16 protein-coding genes are annotated in these 16,320 nt (G+C 67.4%); 3 read left to right on the top strand and 13 right to left on the bottom strand.

Annotated features, from left to right (window positions below):
* Nucleotides 1–101 precede the first annotated feature (101 nt).
* The 3 genes from K5880_RS07695 to K5880_RS07705 form a co-directional block, all read right to left on the bottom strand.
* A complete protein-coding gene (locus K5880_RS07695) occupies nt 102–1,130 on the bottom strand; it encodes a branched-chain amino acid ABC transporter permease (RefSeq protein WP_297650444.1) in 1,029 nt (342 codons plus the stop codon).
* On the bottom strand, nt 1,127–2,029 hold the full coding sequence (locus K5880_RS07700) for a branched-chain amino acid ABC transporter permease (protein ID WP_297650445.1): 903 nt from the start codon (nt 2,027–2,029) through the stop codon (nt 1,127–1,129). The genes K5880_RS07695 and K5880_RS07700 overlap by 4 nt, the downstream gene beginning before the upstream one ends.
* A gap of 170 nt (nt 2,030–2,199) precedes the next feature.
* Nucleotides 2,200–3,402 carry an amino acid ABC transporter substrate-binding protein gene (locus K5880_RS07705; protein ID WP_297650446.1) on the bottom strand — a complete coding sequence of 401 codons (1,203 nt, stop codon included), beginning with the start codon at nt 3,400–3,402 and terminating at the stop codon, nt 2,200–2,202.
* A gap of 195 nt (nt 3,403–3,597) precedes the next feature.
* Here K5880_RS07705 and K5880_RS07710 point away from each other — a divergent pair, with 195 nt between their 5' ends.
* Nucleotides 3,598–4,566: a helix-turn-helix domain-containing protein gene (locus K5880_RS07710; protein ID WP_297650447.1), complete on the top strand. Its 969-nt coding sequence runs from the start codon at nt 3,598–3,600 to the stop codon at nt 4,564–4,566.
* Nucleotides 4,567–4,591: 25 nt separating this feature from the next.
* Here the strand turns inward: K5880_RS07710 and holA are convergent, their stop codons facing one another.
* From holA to bamE, 7 genes are all read right to left on the bottom strand, one after another.
* A complete protein-coding gene (holA, locus tag K5880_RS07715; RefSeq protein ID WP_297650448.1) occupies nt 4,592–5,644 on the bottom strand; it encodes a DNA polymerase III subunit delta in 1,053 nt (350 codons plus the stop codon).
* A gap of 14 nt (nt 5,645–5,658) precedes the next feature.
* Nucleotides 5,659–6,204: an LPS assembly lipoprotein LptE gene (gene lptE / locus K5880_RS07720; protein WP_297650449.1), complete on the bottom strand. Its 546-nt coding sequence runs from the start codon at nt 6,202–6,204 to the stop codon at nt 5,659–5,661.
* 12 nt (nt 6,205–6,216) lie between these two features.
* Nucleotides 6,217–8,898: a leucine--tRNA ligase gene (gene leuS, locus K5880_RS07725; protein WP_297650450.1), complete on the bottom strand. Its 2,682-nt coding sequence runs from the start codon at nt 8,896–8,898 to the stop codon at nt 6,217–6,219.
* Nucleotides 8,899–9,011: 113 nt separating this feature from the next.
* Nucleotides 9,012–9,404, bottom strand: coding sequence for a biopolymer transporter ExbD (locus tag K5880_RS07730; RefSeq protein WP_366882659.1), 393 nt, complete (start codon nt 9,402–9,404; stop codon nt 9,012–9,014).
* A gap of 38 nt (nt 9,405–9,442) precedes the next feature.
* On the bottom strand, nt 9,443–10,111 hold the full coding sequence (locus K5880_RS07735; RefSeq protein WP_297650454.1) for a MotA/TolQ/ExbB proton channel family protein: 669 nt from the start codon (nt 10,109–10,111) through the stop codon (nt 9,443–9,445).
* A gap of 24 nt (nt 10,112–10,135) precedes the next feature.
* A complete protein-coding gene (gene dapB / locus K5880_RS07740; RefSeq protein WP_297650456.1) occupies nt 10,136–10,957 on the bottom strand; it encodes a 4-hydroxy-tetrahydrodipicolinate reductase in 822 nt (273 codons plus the stop codon).
* The gene (bamE, locus tag K5880_RS07745; RefSeq protein WP_366882662.1) at nt 10,954–11,511 is read right to left on the bottom strand and encodes an outer membrane protein assembly factor BamE; all 558 of its coding nucleotides are present in this window, start codon (nt 11,509–11,511) and stop codon (nt 10,954–10,956) included. The genes dapB and bamE overlap by 4 nt, the downstream gene beginning before the upstream one ends.
* 154 nt (nt 11,512–11,665) lie before the next feature.
* On the opposite strand from bamE, the gene fur reads away from it, so the two are divergent.
* Nucleotides 11,666–12,127: a ferric iron uptake transcriptional regulator gene (gene fur / locus K5880_RS07750; RefSeq protein WP_297650458.1), complete on the top strand. Its 462-nt coding sequence runs from the start codon at nt 11,666–11,668 to the stop codon at nt 12,125–12,127.
* A gap of 109 nt (nt 12,128–12,236) precedes the next feature.
* Here fur and hprK read toward each other — a convergent pair whose 3' ends face one another.
* The 3 genes from hprK to raiA all read right to left on the bottom strand — a co-directional run bounded on the left by hprK (nt 12,237) and on the right by raiA (nt 14,222).
* On the bottom strand, nt 12,237–13,187 hold the full coding sequence (gene hprK / locus K5880_RS07755) for an HPr(Ser) kinase/phosphatase (protein ID WP_297650460.1): 951 nt from the start codon (nt 13,185–13,187) through the stop codon (nt 12,237–12,239).
* A gap of 91 nt (nt 13,188–13,278) precedes the next feature.
* Nucleotides 13,279–13,749 carry a PTS sugar transporter subunit IIA gene (locus tag K5880_RS07760; RefSeq protein WP_297650462.1) on the bottom strand — a complete coding sequence of 157 codons (471 nt, stop codon included), beginning with the start codon at nt 13,747–13,749 and terminating at the stop codon, nt 13,279–13,281.
* Between the two features lie 143 nt (nt 13,750–13,892).
* Nucleotides 13,893–14,222, bottom strand: coding sequence for a ribosome-associated translation inhibitor RaiA (raiA, locus tag K5880_RS07765; RefSeq protein WP_291113681.1), 330 nt, complete (start codon nt 14,220–14,222; stop codon nt 13,893–13,895).
* A gap of 217 nt (nt 14,223–14,439) precedes the next feature.
* Between raiA and K5880_RS07770 the strand changes: the two genes are divergently transcribed.
* Nucleotides 14,440–16,230 carry an ATP-binding protein gene (locus K5880_RS07770; RefSeq protein WP_297650464.1) on the top strand — a complete coding sequence of 597 codons (1,791 nt, stop codon included), beginning with the start codon at nt 14,440–14,442 and terminating at the stop codon, nt 16,228–16,230.
* The last annotated feature ends 90 nt before the right edge of the window (nt 16,231–16,320 follow it).

Below are 16,320 nucleotides of genomic sequence, written 5' to 3' on the forward strand. Positions count from 1 at the left end.
GCGCGCGGCCACCGAGCCCAGAGGTGCCACGGAACCGGCTTTGCCGGGCCGTAGGCGCCGCCCCCTTGAGGGGGTCGCGCGGAGCGTGGCGGGGGTGTTTCTCAAAACACATCGCGACGCTCCCGCAGATCTTTCTCGCGCTGCTTGCGGCGCTTCGTCTCGCCACTCAGGTCGTCCTTCGTCTCCGTCCACCAGGCCCTGGCGCCATCGCGCCAGCCCCGGAAGGTCTCGGCGCGCAGCGAGGCCAGGCCACCCGGCAGGTACAGCACCGAGAGGATCAGCAGCAGGCCGAGCGACATCATGTAGATCTGCGGCACCTGAAGGCGCAGCGTCTCGGCCAGCACACTGAAGACGATGGCCGCGATCAGCGGGCCCCACAGCGTGGCCGCGCCGCCGATGAGCGCGATCAGCACGGTCTGGAAGCCGATGAAGGGGTTGAAGACGGTGTGCGGGTCGATGTAGGTCCAGCGCACCGACATGGCCGCGCCCACCGCGCCGGCCACCGCCGCCGTGAGCGCAAAGCCCGCCGTCTTGACCCAGCGCGTGTTCACGCCCAGGGTCTGCGCGCGCTGCTCGTCCGCGCCGATGCCGAGCATGGCCAGGCCGAAGCGCGTGCGACGGATGGCAATGGACAGCGCCACCGTGATCACCGCCAGCGCCAGCACGGTGAAGTAGATCGTGTCGCGCTCGGGCACGACCATGAGCACGCGGCCCACGGTGCCGGTGACGGTCTTCTCGAAGTAGCTGATGGCGTGGCGGATCAGCTCGGTCATGCCGAAGGTGAGCACCGCGAAGTAGGTGCCACGCAGGTGCAGCACGGCCGCGCCCATGAGCACCGCCACGCCGGCGGCGATGAGCGCTCCCAGCGCGATGGCCTGCGGCCACGACACCTGTTCGAGCAGCACGGCGCTGGTGTAGGCACCGATGCCGAAGAAGGCCGAGGTGGCCAGCGAGAGGTAGCGCGTGGTGCCGCAGAACAGCGCCCAGCTCGACGAGAGCGCGATGTACATCAGGCAGGTCAGCGCCATGGAGACGGCGAACTCGCTGGCGAAGCCGGGCAGGGCCAGAGCCCAGCCGGTCAGGCCGAAGAGCACGAGCAGGTCGCGGATGAGGAACTGTCTTGAAGTCATGCCTTGCGGCTCTTTCGGGAGAAGAGTCCCTCGGGCCGCAGCAGCAGCACGCTGATGAAGACCACGTAGCTCAACAAGGCCTTGAGCGAGGGGTTGGTGAAGTGCATGCCCAGGGCTTCGATCACGCCCAGCAGCAGGCCGCCGGCGAGCGCGCCGCCCATGCTGCCGAAGCCACCGAGCGTGATGACGATGAGCGCGGTGATGGTGTACGGCTCACCCATGGACGGGCTGATGGTATAGGCCATCGAGATCAGGCAACCCGCCACACCAGAGAGCCCCAGGCCGATGCCGAACATGAGCGGGTGCAGCCGCCGGGTGTTGATGCCCATGAGCTGCGCGCCGGTGGGCGACTGCATCAACGCGCGCACGCCCTTGCCCAGCAGCGTGGTGCGCAGCAGCACGATGAGCGCGCCCGAGAACAGCAGCGCCAGGCCGAACACCAGCAGCTTGTTGCCGGCGAACTGGGCGTTGCCATCGGGCAGCGGGATCTGCACCGGTTCGGTCAGGAAGTCGTAGCCGCGCAGGTCGCCGCCCCACATCCAGGAGGCGAAGTTCTGCACCAGGAACATGAGGCCGAAGGCCACCATGAGCCCGCGCGCCTCGAACACGTCCAGGTTGGGTGAGGTGGCAGTAAGACGGCGAAAACACAGCCGGTGCACGACCCAGCCCAGTGCGAACAGCATGCCGAAGGACACCGGCACCATGAACAGCGGGTTCAGGCCGAGCGAGGTCTGCGCCATCCAGGTCAGGTAGGCGCCGACCATGAGGAACTCGCCGTGCGCGATGTTGAGGATGCGCATCAGCCCGTACTGCAGGTTCAGCCCGAGCGCGACGAGCGCGTAGATGCCCCCGGTGATGAGACCGGAGGCGAGGAGTTCGAGCCAGGCGGAGAAAGACATGAGAGTTCAGTGGGCCGGAAACAAACCTCCGTTCGCCCTGAGCTTGTCGAAGGTTTCACCAGCCACGGGGCCAGCAAGGCTTCGACAAGCTCAGCCCGAACGGCTGGAATGCAAGGGAATTTCCGATCATCCTGAGCTTGTCGACGGACAGGCTCAGGACAAACGGCGTGTCACTTCCAGGCGGGTTTGTTCGGGTTCAACGGCGCCGTCGCCACGTTCTTCGGCCACACCACTTCGAACTCGCCGTTCTGCCACTGGCTCACGGTGCCCGGCGTGCCCACGTTCTCGCTGCCGTTGAACTTGATGTCGCCAATGATGGTCTTGTGCGTGGTACCTGCCACGTAGTCGCGGATCGCCTTGCGGTCCAGCCCCTGCGCCTTGACGGCGTTGGTGAGGATCTCCAAGCCTGCCCAGCAGGCGCCGCTGGCCCAGCGGTCCGGTTCCTTGCCGGCGAACTTCTTCGTGTGGGCGTCGAAGTAGGCCTTGGCGCCCGGGCTGGTCTTGCTGTTCCACGAGCCCATGCCCAGCACGCCCTCGGCGCCGGCGGGGGTCATGACGTTGCGGTACAGCTGGAAGGCCGTGCCCACCGAGGCGTAGAAGAACTTCGGGTTGAAGCCGATTTCCTTGGCCTGGCGGCTGGCCAGGATGGTGTCGGGCGGGTAGGTGAAGCCGACGAAGGCATCGGGGTTCTTGTCCTTCATGGAACGCAGCACGGGCGAGAGGTCCTTCACGCCACCGGGGTAGCTCTTGTCCTCCACCAGGGTGATGCCGCTGCCCTGCAGCGCGACCTTGAAGGCGGCGAAGTTCTCCAGGCCGAACAGGTCGTCCACGTAGATCAGCGCCACGGTCTTCACGCCGTTGGCCTTGAACATGTCGACCAGCGCGTTGGTCATGGGCGCAGGCTGCTGCAGCAGCAGGAAGAAGTAGGGCAGCTTCATCTCCACCAGGCGCTTGCTCAATGCGGTCGGTGCGAGAAAGGGGTACTGGAAACGGTTGGCCAGCGGCGCGACGGCGAAGTTGGCGTTGCTGCCCCAGGGCGGCAGTACCAGGTCGACCTTGTCGCTGCCCATGAGCTTTTCGTAGGTGCGCACCACGGTCTCGGTGTCGCTGCGGTCGTCGCTGCTGATGAGCTCGATCGGGCGCTTGACGCCCTTCACGTCCAGGCCGCCGGCGGCGTTCTGCTGCTCGGCCCACAACAGGTAGTTGGGCTCCTGGCTGACCTGCGCGCCACCCGTCCACGGGCCGGTGCGCGACATCGAATAGCCGATGCGCACGGGCGCTGCCTGCGCGAGCAGCTGCGGCGCGAACGACAGGGCGCCCACCGTGGCGGCGGCGCTTTGAATGACCAGACGTCGATTGGGATGATGGGCCATGGCTGTGTCTCCTGGAGTTGTGGTTGACCGGGTGCCCATCGTAGGCAGAAGCGGCCCGCACCGCTATGCTGAAGACGCACGGACTGCTTGCCGGAACGTGCATACCGGTACGGGTTAACCCTTGACCTTGCGCCGCGCGGGCCCGGACACCCCGGCCGATAATTTCTCCCCATCTGCCAGCCCCGGAGCCCCGTCATGCCATCCACGTCCGAAATGAGCACCGACATCGTCGCGCCCGGCGAGCGCGCGGCGATCTGGCGCGACTGGGTGTGGACGCATTTCGGCGGCCTGGAATCCGACCTGTATGGCGACACGGTGTTCGACGGCCACATGCACGCCTCGCACGCGGGCGAGGTGGTACTGACCAAGCTGGAGGCCAACCGCCACCGCGTGCTGCGCAGCCCGAAGCTGGCGCGTGGCAGCGAGCGCGCCTACCTGAAGATCGTCGCGCCCTGGCAGGGCAGTGCGGGCGTGCAGCAGCACGACCGCCAAGCGTGGGTGCGCCCCGGCGGCTGGGCGATCTACGACACCACCGGCAGCTACGAGATCGCCAACCCCGAGCGGGTCGAGCACCTGATCGTGATGCTGCCCAAGGAGCAGCTCACCGAGCGCGGCATCAAGCTGGAGCCGCTGATGGCGCGGCACGTGGGCGGTGTCAGCGGCATCGCGCGCGTGGCGCTGGAGACCATGCGCACCACCTACCAGGAGCTGCCCGGCATGAGCGAAGCGGCCGCGCGCGGCGCGGGCGAACTCATCGTGGAGCTGGTGCGCCTGTCCTTGCAGGAGCTCGCGGGGCGTGAGAACAGCACCACCCAGCTGGAGGCGTTTCGCGACCGCATCCGCGAGCACATCGGCCAGCACCTGCGCGACCCTTCGCTCACGCTCGACCACATCGCGCAGGCGCTCAACTGCAGCAAGCGCCACCTGCACAACGCCTTCAGCGCCGAGGACGACACGCCGGCCCACTACATCCAGCGCCAGCGCATCCAGGCCTGCATGCGCGAACTGGCCCACCCGGCGCGCGCGCACCGCACGATCACCGAGATCGCGTTCTCCTGGGGCTTCAACAACGGCGCGCACTTCAGCCGCGTGTTCCGCGAGCACACGGGGCAGTCGCCGAGCGACTACCGGGAAGCGGCTTTGCGGTCTCGCGCGGCTGCCTGAGTTTTTTGGGCGCGGGGGTGCTTCCCTACCTCACCGAGCAGGCCAGAGACACCTTCATCGCCATCTGCTGCAGCGCCTGCCAGGGATCGGCCGGCCACGAAGGCACCTTCAGACCCTTGACGATACCGTCCACCGTGTGCGCGTCGTCGAGCCAGCGCGAGAGAGTGGCCAGGTTCAGCAGTGGCAGCGCGCGCTCCATGAGCTTTTCCTTCACGCCCCACACCCGGTTCTCGCGCAAAGCCATGGGCAGCGGGCGGCCCGCGTCCATCGCGGTGCGGATGCGGTGCAGCGTGCGGATGTCTTCCGACAGCGCCCAGTGCACCAGCACCGGGGCCTCGCCCTCGGCCTGCAGGCCGTCGAGCATGCGCTGCACGCGCTGCACCTGGCCGCCCAGCACCGCCTCTGCGAGCTTGAAGGCGTCGTAGCGCGCCACGTTGAGCACGGCGGCTTCCACCTGCTCGAAGGACAGCTCGCCCGCCGGGTGCAGCAACGCGAGCTTCTGGATTTCCTGGTGCGCGGCGAGCAGGTTGCCCTCGACGCGGTCGGCGAAGAACTGCAGCGTGCGCTGGCCTTCCTCGCCTGAGACCACGCGCTGGCCCTGCTGCTGCAGGCGCTGCGCGATCCACTGCGGCAGGGCCTTGCGATCCACCGGGTCGAGCTTGATGGTGGCGCCGAAGTTCTCCAGCGCCGCGAACCAGGCGCCCTTCTGCGTTGCCATGTCCAGGCGCGGCAGCAGCACCAGCGTGAGCGTGCTGTCGTTGTCCTGCGCGGCCTGGGCGATCTGCTGCAAGGCCTGCGAGCCGTCCTTGCCCGGCTTGCCCGAGGGGATGCGGATTTCGATGAGCTGCCGGTCAGCGAACAGGCTCATCGAGCCGCCGCTGGCGAGCACCTCGCCCCAGTCGAAATGGGCGCCGGCCACGGTGTGCACCGTGCGCTCGGTGTAGCCCTGTTCGCGCGCCGCGGCGCGGATCGCGTCGGCCGCTTCCTGCACCAGCAACGGCTCGTCCCCGTGCAGCGTGTACAGGCTCCTGAGGCCGCGCTGCAGCTGGGCGGCAAGTTGGGGTGCTGCGATCTGCATCAGGCGCCTGCCTGTCAGAGCGACTTCACCGCCGCCAGCCGGCGCACCACCTGCTGCACCACGTCGGAGGCCATGTCGCGGTAAAGCAGCGCTTCTTCGGCGTCCTTGGAGAGCACCGCCGTCTCGCTGAAGCTCAGGTCGCGTTCGAGCAGCAGCTCGGTGTCGCCGATCAGTTCCTTTTCGTTCGGCGTGCGCAGCCGGAAAGTGAAGCGTGTGCGCAGTTGCAGTTCACGCACCTGGCCGGCTGCGGTCTGGCCGACGGCAAGGCGCTCGCGCTGGTCGGTGATCACGGTCAGCACCACCTGCGCAGGTGCGGCGCCTTCCGGCGGTGTCGGCGTGGCCGAAGTCACCACCTGCAGGCCGTTGACCCGCAGCGCCGAGCCCAGCGCGCTGGCCACCGGCGTGTTCTCGCTGCCGGCGATGCGCACCGACTCGAAAGCGAACGTGGGCGCCTGGCGCAGCGCGAAGCCGCAGCCCGACACACCCAGCACCGCCGTGCCCGCCATCAGGTGTTGCAGCGCACGGCGCCGCGCCAGGGATGTGGGCTGCAGGGGTCTCATGCGGGGGATTCCTCAGACGACGATGTTGACCAGGCGGCCGGGCACGACCACCACCTTCTTCGGCGCTGCGCCCGCCGCCTGCTTGATGAAGGCCTCGCTGGCCAGCGCCGCCGCTTCGATCGCGGCCTTGTCGGCGCTGGCGGCCACGGTGACGCTGCCGCGCAGTTTGCCGTTGATCTGCAGCACGAGTTCGAGTTCGTCGCGCTTGAGCGCGCCCTCGTCGGCCTCGGGCCAGGGTGCGTCGAGCAGTTCGCCCGCGTAACCCAGTTCGGTCCAGAGCGTGTGCGCAATGTGCGGCGTGGCCGGGTAGATCGCGCGCAGCAGGATGCCGAAACCCTCGGCCAGCGCGGCGTTGTCGGCGGCGGAGCCATCGGGCTTGAAGTCCTCCAGTGCGTTGAGCATCTTCATCGCCCCCGAGACCACGGTGTTGTACTGCATGCGCTGGTAGTCGTAGTCCACCTGTTTGAGCACGGTGTGGATCTCCAGGCGCAGCGCTTTTGCGGCCTTGGACAGCGACTGGCCGGACACACCGGCAGCGAGCGCACCCAGGCCACCAAGGGTCGAGAGCTTCACCCCGAACGCCCACACACGGCGCAGGAAACGGTAGCTGCCCTCCACGGCCGCATCGTTCCACTCCAGCGTGGCCTCGGGCGGCGCGGTGAACATGGTGTACAGGCGCGCGGTGTCGGCGCCGTACTTTTCAATGAGGTCCTGCGGGTCGACGCCGTTGTTCTTGGACTTGGACATCGTGCCCACGCCCTCGTAGTCGATCGGCGTACCCACGGGCAGCAGGCCGTCGCCGCTGGTGGCCGGGTTCTTCAGCTTCGCGCCCACGACCTTGCCGGCTTCGTCGAGCACGTGCTCGACATCGTGCGGCCAGAAGTAGTCCTTGCCACCCTTGGCGGTGCGCCGGCTGTAGATGTGGTTGAGCACCATGCCCTGCGTGAGCAGGTGGGTGAAGGGCTCGTCGACCTTGACCAGACCGAGGTCGCGCATGACCTTGGTCCAGAAGCGCGCGTAGAGCAGGTGCAGGATCGCGTGTTCGATGCCGCCGATGTACTGGTCCATCGGCATCCAGTAGTCCGCGCCTTCGGCGACCATCTTTTCCGAGTTGCTCGGGTCGCAGTAGCGCATGAAGTACCACGACGAGTCCACGAAGGTGTCCATGGTGTCGGTCTCGCGCCGCGCGGGCTTGCCGCAGACCGGACAGACCACGCCGGCGTGAAAGCCTTCGTGCTTGTGCAGCGGGTTGCCCGAGCCGTCGGGAATGCAGTCCTGCGGCAGCACCACCGGCAGGTCCTTTTCGGGCACTGGCACCGCGCCGTGTTCTTCGCAATGAATGATGGGGATGGGTGTGCCCCAGTAGCGCTGGCGGCTCACGCCCCAGTCGCGCAGGCGGAAGGTGGTCTTCTTCTCGCCCAGGCCTTTTTCAGCGAGCAGCGCGGCAACCTTGCCCACCGCGACCTTGTAGGCCAGTCCGTCGAGCACGCCGGAATTCACGCACACGCCGTGCTGCTTGTCGCCGTACCAGTCGGCCCAGGCATCCAGGCTGAAGGTCTCGCCTTCGACCGCCACCACCGGCTGGATATTCAGGCCGTACTTCTTCGCGAACGCGAAATCGCGCTCGTCGTGCGCCGGCACACCCATCACGGCGCCGTCGCCATAGCCCATCAACACGTAGTTGCCAACCCAGACGGCCACCGACTCGCCGGTCAGCGGGTGCGTCACGGTCAGGCCCGTGGCCATGCCCTTCTTCTCCTGCGTGGCCAGCTCGGCCTCGGTCGTGCCGCCGGTCTTGCATTCCTCGATGAAAGCGGCCAATGCCTTGTTGCCCTCGGCCGCGTGGGTAGCCAGCGGGTGCTCCGGCGCGACGGCGCAGAAGGTCACGCCCATGATGGTGTCGGCGCGCGTGGTGAACACGTACATCTTGCCGTCACCGATCAGCGCACCGTCTTCGCCTTTGATGGAGTGCGGGAACGCGAAGCGCACGCCTTCGCTCTTGCCGATCCAGTTCTCCTGCATCAGCCGCACCTTGTCGGGCCAACCGTTGAGCGTGGCCCTGGGGTTGCCGATCTGCACGTGGTCGAGCAGCTCGTCGGCGTAGGCCGTGATGTTGAGGTAATAGCCTGGTATCTCGCGCTTCTCGACCACGGCGCCGGTGCGCCAGCCCTTGCCGTCGATCACCTGCTCGTTGGCCAGCACGGTCTGGTCCACCGGGTCCCAGTTCACGACCTGCGTCTTGCGGTAGGCGATGCCTTTTTCCAGCATCTTGAGGAACAGCCACTGGTTCCACTTGTAATAGCTCGGGTCACAGGTGGCCACTTCGCGCGACCAGTCGATGGCCAGGCCCATGGCCTGCATCTGCTGCTTCATGTAGGCGATGTTCTCGTAGGTCCACTTCGCCGGCGGCACACCGTTCTTGATCGCCGCGTTCTCGGCCGGCAGGCCGAAGGCGTCCCAGCCCATGGGCATCAGCACGTTGTGGCCGTTCATGCGCAGGTAGCGCGCGAGCATGTCGTTGATGGTGTAGTTGCGCACGTGGCCCATGTGCAGCTTGCCGCTGGGGTAGGGCAGCATCGAGCAGGCGTAGAACTTCTTCTTGCCCGCGTCTTCGGTCACCCGGTAGGCGTCGGCGGCGTTCCAGTGGGCGTGCGCGGCGCGCTCGACTTCCTTGTGGGCGTATTTGTCTTGCATGAACCAGGGTCCGGGCCTTGCCGGGGACGGGGTGGAAAGAGGGCTGCGCGCTCTGGCGCGGGGAGATGCGGGATTTTAGGCCTTGGCCCGATCCACAGGCCCGCGCCCCACATTCAGCGAACCGCCGCTGGCGCGGTCTCGGCCACGAAACCGATGCGCGAGAGCCCGATGGCCTGCACCAGGCCGATGAGCTGCACCACGCGGCCATAGGGCACGGAGGTGTCGGCGCGCAGCTGCACTTCGGTGGCCGGGTTGTTCCTTGCGGCACGTTCCAGGTGCTGGCGCAGCACGTCCAGGTCCACGGGCTGGCCGTCCCAGTGCACCTGGCCCTGCGCATTCACCTCGATCGACACGACGGCCTCGGGCGACGCCGGAGCCACCGCTTCCGCCCCGGCCTGCGGCAGCTCCAGCGCCAGCCGGCTGGCCATGAAGGGCGCGGCGATGATGAAGATCACCAGCAGCACCAGCATCACGTCCACCAGCGGCGTGACGTTGATCTCGCTCATGGGCCTGTCGACCGCGGAGCGCTCGAGACGGCCGAAACTCATACCTTGTGCGCGAGCAGCTCGCGCAGGTCGCGCGCGAAGCCTTCGAGATCGGCCTCGATGCGCGAGATCTGCCGGCCCAGCACGTTGTAGGCCAGCACGGCGGGGATCGCCACCGCCAGGCCGGCGGCGGTCATCACCAGCGCCTCGCCCACGGGGCCGGAAACCTGCTCGATGCGGAACGCACCGTCCAGGCCGATGCCGGTGAGCGCGTGGTAGATGCCCCAGACGGTGCCGAGAAGACCGACGAAGGGCGCGGTGGACCCGACCGTGGCCAGCAGCACCTGGCCATACTGAAGGCGGTGCAGCACACGGTGCAGGGCGTCGCGCAGCACCCGCGTGAGCTGCTGCGCGCGGTCGCCGGCGGCGGCCAGGGTGTGCGGCGCGGCGCCATCCAGGCTGCGCGCGGCCTGCAGCAGCGGCAATACGAGCCGATGCGGATCGAAGCCGTGCAGGCGGCGCTGGGCGTCGTCCAGATCGGCGGCCTGCCAGAACGCGGCGGTGCTCAGGTGCAGGTCGGTGCGGGCACGGCGCAGCAGCCAGGCCTTCCAGACGATCACGACCCAGCTCGCGACCGACATGGCCAGCAGCAGCAGGGCGACAGCGCGGCCCAGCGCATCGGCCTGGGCGAAGGTCTGCAGGATGCCCGTCGTGGCGCTGGCGTCCATGGCGCTCGAGCCGGGGCCGCGTGCTCAGCGCAAGCCGAGCACGTCGAACATGTCGTACAGACCAGCGGGTTTGCCGGCGAGGAAACGCACCGCGCGCAGGCTGCCCTGCGCGTAGGTGGCGCGGCTGCTGGACTTGTGGGTGATTTCGATGCGTTCGCCGGTTCCGGCGAACAGCACCGTGTGGTCGCCCACGATGTCGCCGCCGCGGATGGTGGCGAAACCGATGGAGGACGGGTCGCGCTCGCCGGTCACGCCTTCGCGCGCGTAGACCGCACAGTCCTTCAGGTCGCGGCCCAGCGCGCCGGCGATCACCTCGCCCATCTTGAGCGCGGTGCCGCTGGGCGCATCCACCTTGTGGCGGTGATGGGCTTCGATGATCTCGATGTCGTAGCCAGTGGCCATGGCTGTGGCGGCCATCTCGAGCAGCTTGAGTGTGACGTTGACGCCCACGCTCATGTTGGGCGCCATGACGATGGGAATCTGCCGCGCGATCTGCGCGATCTCGGCCTTCTGGGCATCCGAGAAACCGGTGGTGCCGATGACCACGGCCACACCAAGCTTTTCGCAAGCGCGCAGATGCGCCATCGTGCCCTCGGGCCGGGTGAAGTCGATCAGGAACTGGCTGCCCGCCAGGCCGGTGGCCAGGTCGGTGGTGATGGACACGCCGCTGGTCTGGCCGGCGAAACCGGCCGCATCCTGCCCGATGGATGGGCTCCCCGCCACATCGAGTGCGCCCGAGAGCGTGCAGTCGCCGCTGGCGAGCACGGCCTCCACCAGCATCTGACCCATGCGACCGCTGGCACCGGCCACGCACACGCGCAGCGCCGCATCTGCTGCGGTGCTCAACGCGTTCTCTCCAGCGGCGGGTAGTTCGTGCCGGGCACGGGCGAGGGCGGCGTCGGCGCCGTGGGCGCGCCGGCATTCTTTTCCTGGAACGCCTTGAGCTGGGCCTCTGTGGCCTCCAGCGGCGGCACCTTGCCGAACGTGCGGCGCGTGTCCAGCGACGCCACGAATTCGGCCTCGCTGGGCAGCTCGTCGGCTTCGAACCGCTCCAGCACGTCGCCCTTGAAGAACAGCGCCACCTTGCGCTGCTGAGGTGCCAGGCCCTGGCGCCTGAAGGTGAAGACGTAGTCCCAGCGGTCGGCGTGGAACACGCTGCTCAGCAGGGGCGAACCGAGCACGTCGCGCACCTCCGCGCGCACCATGCCGGCCTTGAGCGCCTGAAACTGCTCGCGGGTGACCACGTTGCCCTGCACGATGTCGATCTTGTACGGCGTGACCATGTTCGCCACGCTGGAGCAGGCCGGCAGGGCCATCGCGACCACCAGCGCGCACAGGACACGCACCGTGCTCAGGCTGGGCGGCTGGGAATGGACGCGGCGGGGGGTGAGGTGGTGCATGTGACGGACCAGGAATGCGAAACGCCGCGCGAGACACAGGGAGAAACGCCCACCGCGGCGACCGCTGACGATATGATCCGATCATTGTAGCCCCGGGGGTTCGCGGCCCAGCGTGTCCCGGCCCGCGCAGCTCCAACCTCTCGCACCTGCCGCCATGACCAACATCGAAGAACTCAAGAGCACCGGACTCAAGGCCACCTTGCCCCGGCTGAAGATTCTGGAGGTGTTCCAGAGCGCCAAGCAGCGCCACATGACGGCCGAGGACGTGTTCCGCGTGCTGCTTGAGGAGCGCTCCGACATCGGCCTGGCCACGGTCTACCGGGTGCTGATGCAATTCGAGCAGGCCGGCCTGCTCACGCGCAGCAACTTCGAGTCAGGCAAGTCGGTGTTCGAGCTCAACGAAGGCCAGCACCATGACCACCTGGTGTGCCTGGACTGCGGCCGGGTCGAAGAGTTTTTTGATGCCGAGATCGAGAAACGTCAGCAGATGGTGGCCAAGAGCCGCGGCTTCGTGCTGCAGGAACACGCGCTCTCGCTCTACGCAAACTGCAGCAAGACCGACTGCCCGCACAGGGGCCAGGGTCACGGCCACGGCCACACACACCGCGTGTCATAAGCACGCACTGCGATCGCATCCGGAAACATCGCGGAAGCGGATCCGTCAGGCCGCGTGTGTTGTCCCCTGACGGGGGTTGACGCCGAAGGCAACGCGGGGGTGCGCTTCTTTACTCACCGCGTGCCATGGCCGCGCGGTGGCGCGAGACGAATTCCTGATAGGTGTCGATGCCGCGCAGCTGGAGAATGGTGTTGCGCACGGCGGCCTCCACCAGCACGGCGATGTTGCGCCCCGCCACCACCTGGATCACCGCCTTGCGCACCGGAACGCCGAGCACGTCCTGGTACAGCGGCTCATGCGGCATGCGCTCGTAGTCGCGCTCCATGGTCTCGCGGCGCACCAGATGCACGATGAGCGAGAGCCGCATCTTGCGGCGCACCGCGGTTTCGCCAAAGATGGCCTTGATGTCGAGCAGGCCGATGCCACGCACTTCCAGCAGGTTCTGCAGCAGCTCGGGGCAACGGCCCTCGATGCTGGTCTGGTTGATGCGGTAGAGGTCGACCGCGTCGTCGGCCACCAGGCCGTGCCCGCGTGAAATCAGCTCCAGCCCCAGTTCGCTCTTGCCCAGGCCGGACTCGCCGGTGATGAGCACGCCCATGCCCAGGATGTCCATGAACACGCCATGCATGGAGGCACGGTCCGCGAAATGGCGCGAGAGATAGGCGCGCAGCACGTCGATGACGAAAGCCGCCGACTCCTGCGTGGCGAACATCGGAATCTGCGCGCGCTCGCACATGGCCGTGAGCGCATCGGGTGCGGTCTGGCCGTCGGCCACCACCAGCACCGGTGGCTCCAGCGTGACGATGCGAGCCACGCGGCGGCGGTTGTCGTCTTCGTTCGGGCTGGTGAGGTAGGCGACTTCGCGCTCGCCGAACACCTGCACGCGGTAAGGGTGGATGTAGTTCAGGTAACCGACGAGGTCGGCACCCGAGCGTGCGGCCCGTATCGCGACTTCGTCAAAACGGCGCTCGGAAGCCCCGAGGCCCGCGATCCATTGCCATTTCAGGGCGTCCCGATGGTCCTCGAACAGGACATCGGCACTGACCACGGTGGGTTTCAAAGCGGGCGACCGGCCGCCGGGCCGCTCCAAGGCTGGTCAGCCCCTCCGACGGACAGCGACCCATGAAACGGTAGAGCCTGGGGGTTCAACGCTATGCCGCCGCGTGGGCCGATTGCCAGGAGGTGATGAGCAGGTGCAGGGCGGCGGCGTCACCGGACGCCTTCATCTGCTCGCGCAAGGCACTGTCGCTGAGCAGTTCGGCGATTTCCGACAGGATTTCCAGATGCTTCTGCGTGGCCGCCTCGGGCACCAGCAGGAAGATCATGAGTTGCACGGGCTGTTCGTCGGGCGCATCGAAACCGATCGGGCTGGCGAGCTGGAACACGGCGGCCAGCGGCTGCTTGAGGCCCTTGATGCGGCCGTGAGGGATGGCCACGCCATGGCCAAGGCCGGTGGAGCCCAGGCGTTCGCGGGCGAACAGGCTGTCGGTGATGAGTGCACGGTTGAGTCCGTGCAAGGTCTCGAAGAGCAGGCCCGCTTCTTCGAACGCGCGTTTCTTGCTGGAGGCGTCGACACTGACGAGCACCTGCGCGGCGGGCAATATGGCGGAGAGTCGGTTCATGGGGGCCCTTTCGGACCGCAAATTATGCCGAGTTGGCATCCCTTGGCTAGACTGCGGGCACAAAAAAGCCGCTTGACATATCGAGCGGCTTGTTGCAATGCAACATTTATCACGCTCCCTTTGGACAAGGGTAGCGGCATTCGTCACATCAGGCGTTTGACCGTGCCGTGATGATGGTCTTGCGTCTTGTCCTTGTAGCGCAGCACCTGACGGTCCAGCTTGTCGGCGAGTTCGTCCACGGCGGCATACAGGTCGGCATGCACGCTTTCGGCGAACAGGTCGCGACCTTTGACGTGGACATTACATTCGGCCTTCTGTCGCAGGTCCTTTTCCTTGAGGTTGTCCACCGTCAACAGCACCTTGATGTCGACCACCTGGTCGAAATGCCGGGAAATGCGCTCCAGCTTGGTGGTGACGTAGCCACGCAAGGCGGGCGTGACCTCGAGGTGATGACCGCTGATCGTCAAGTTCATACATGAACCTCCTGTTTGCTCCGGGTTGACACAAGCCGCCTGGGGCAAGACCTCCCGACGGCCACGGGGATGTCTTGAGCCCACTATGCCCACGAACGTCCACTGGCGCAAGCCTGCGCAGCGCAACAAGACGTGAAAAGCAAACCTTGTCATTCAACCGCCCGGACGGACGGGCGCGGCACTGGGCAGTTTGTCACAGCGTGGTTAAGCTACGGCGATGCATCCGGACCCTTCGCTGTCTTCGCGCCTGCTTCACGAACAGGTCCGGCTGCTGGCCCGCAACGTGCCGGCGCTGATCGTCGGCACACTCCTGCTGGCGGCGGGTACCGCTGGTCTGCTGCTCCTGAACGACCACCCGGCGCATCTGGTCGGGGCCTGGCTGGCGGCCATGACGCTCCTGTGCGCCGGTCGCTGGCAACTCGCGCGCCACTATGTGCGCGCTGCGCCCGGCGTGCAGCAGACGCCCCCGTGGGCAAGGCGGTTCGTGGCGGCGTCGGGGCTGGCGGGCGTGGTCTGGGGCTCGCTGGCCTGGTGGTTCTTCACACCCGATGCGCCGTTTTCGCTGGCGGTCGTGGCCATCGTGCTGATGGGCATCCTGTCGAGTGCCACCCAGTCGCTCGGGCCGTACTTCCCGGCCCATCTGGCGTTCGGCCTGCCCTGCGTGCTGCCGTTTGCGCTGCGGTGCTTCCTGGCGGGCGGATCGCCTCTGGTGACGCTCGGTGTGCTCAGCCTGCTCTTCCTGCTCATGGCCGAGTTGTTTGCGCGCCGCATTGCGGGGGCGATCGCAGACGCACTGCGGCTGCGCTTCGAGAACGAGGCGCTGATCGAACAGGTCATGGCCGAAAAGGAAAGGGCGGAGGCGGCCAACCGGGCCAAGACAGGCTTTCTGGCCGCCGCCAGCCACGACCTGCGCCAGCCGATCCACGCAATAGGGCTATTTGTGCCGGCCCTCAAACGCATGGCTCAGGAGAACCGCGTGTCCACCGGCGCGCTGACCGTGGTCGCCGACCGGATGCAGTCGGCGCTGGACGCCATGGGGGAACTGCTGAGCCGTCTGCTGGACCTGTCCAGGCTGGACGCGGGCGCGGTGCAGGTGCACGCGCAGGACATGCCACTCGCGCCCCTGCTGGCTTCACTGTCAGACGAAGTGGCCGAGCCGTGCGAAGCCAAAGGCCTGAGACTGCGGGTGCGCGACAGCGGGCTGTGGGTGCGCAGCGATCCGGCGGTGCTGCGCACCATCCTGAGCAACCTCATGGGCAACGCCGCACGCTACACGAACCGCGGTGGCCTGCTGGTAGCGGCGCGCGCTCGTGGTGACTGCGTGGAGATTCAGGTGTGGGACACCGGCATCGGCATCGCGCCCGACGAATCCGCGCGCATCACGGAGGAGTTCTTCCAGGGCAGGAACAGCCGGGCAGACGCCCGCCAGTCACGCGGCTTCGGCTTGGGCATGTCGATCGTGAACCGATCGGCCGAACTGCTGGGCGCCGAGTTGCGCTGGCGCTCCGAACTCGGGCGGGGATCGATGTTCGCCGTGCGCCTGGCGCGCGCAGCGCCGCCCGACAAGCGCCCGACGCAGCAGGGCGAAGCCACCGCCACCGACGCTTCCCAGCCGGCCCTCATGCCGCCGCCGGCGCAGCCCCGTGCGCTCACGGTGCTGGTCGTCGATGAGGACGAGGACATCCTGACGGCCATGTCCTTCCTGCTGCGCAGCTGGGGGCACATCCCGCTGCTCGCGGCCGACCTCGCGCAAGCCGTGCAACTGGCCGCCTCACACAAGAACACCCTGGACGCTGCGCTGGTGGACTTCCACCTCGCCCGCAACGAGAGCGGCCTCGCGGTGGCCGAGCAATTGCGCGCCTGCGTACGGCCCGACCTGCCGTTGGCCATCGTCACCGGAGACACCACGGCCGATGTGATGGCTGCGGTGCGGGCGGCGGGGGCGACGATGATGCACAAGCCACTGGAGCCATCGGTCCTGCAGCTGTTCATCACGGGCCAGCGCTGACCGCCGCGCCGATGTGTCGCAGGCCGATCGGCCAAAACGCCCGCCTGTTCCGGTGGACAACCCACGGGCCCGCCCTGCCGGCACACTGTG

It is taken from the genome of Hydrogenophaga sp. (assembly GCF_025699295.1).
Taxonomy (GTDB): domain Bacteria; phylum Pseudomonadota; class Gammaproteobacteria; order Burkholderiales; family Burkholderiaceae_C; genus Hydrogenophaga.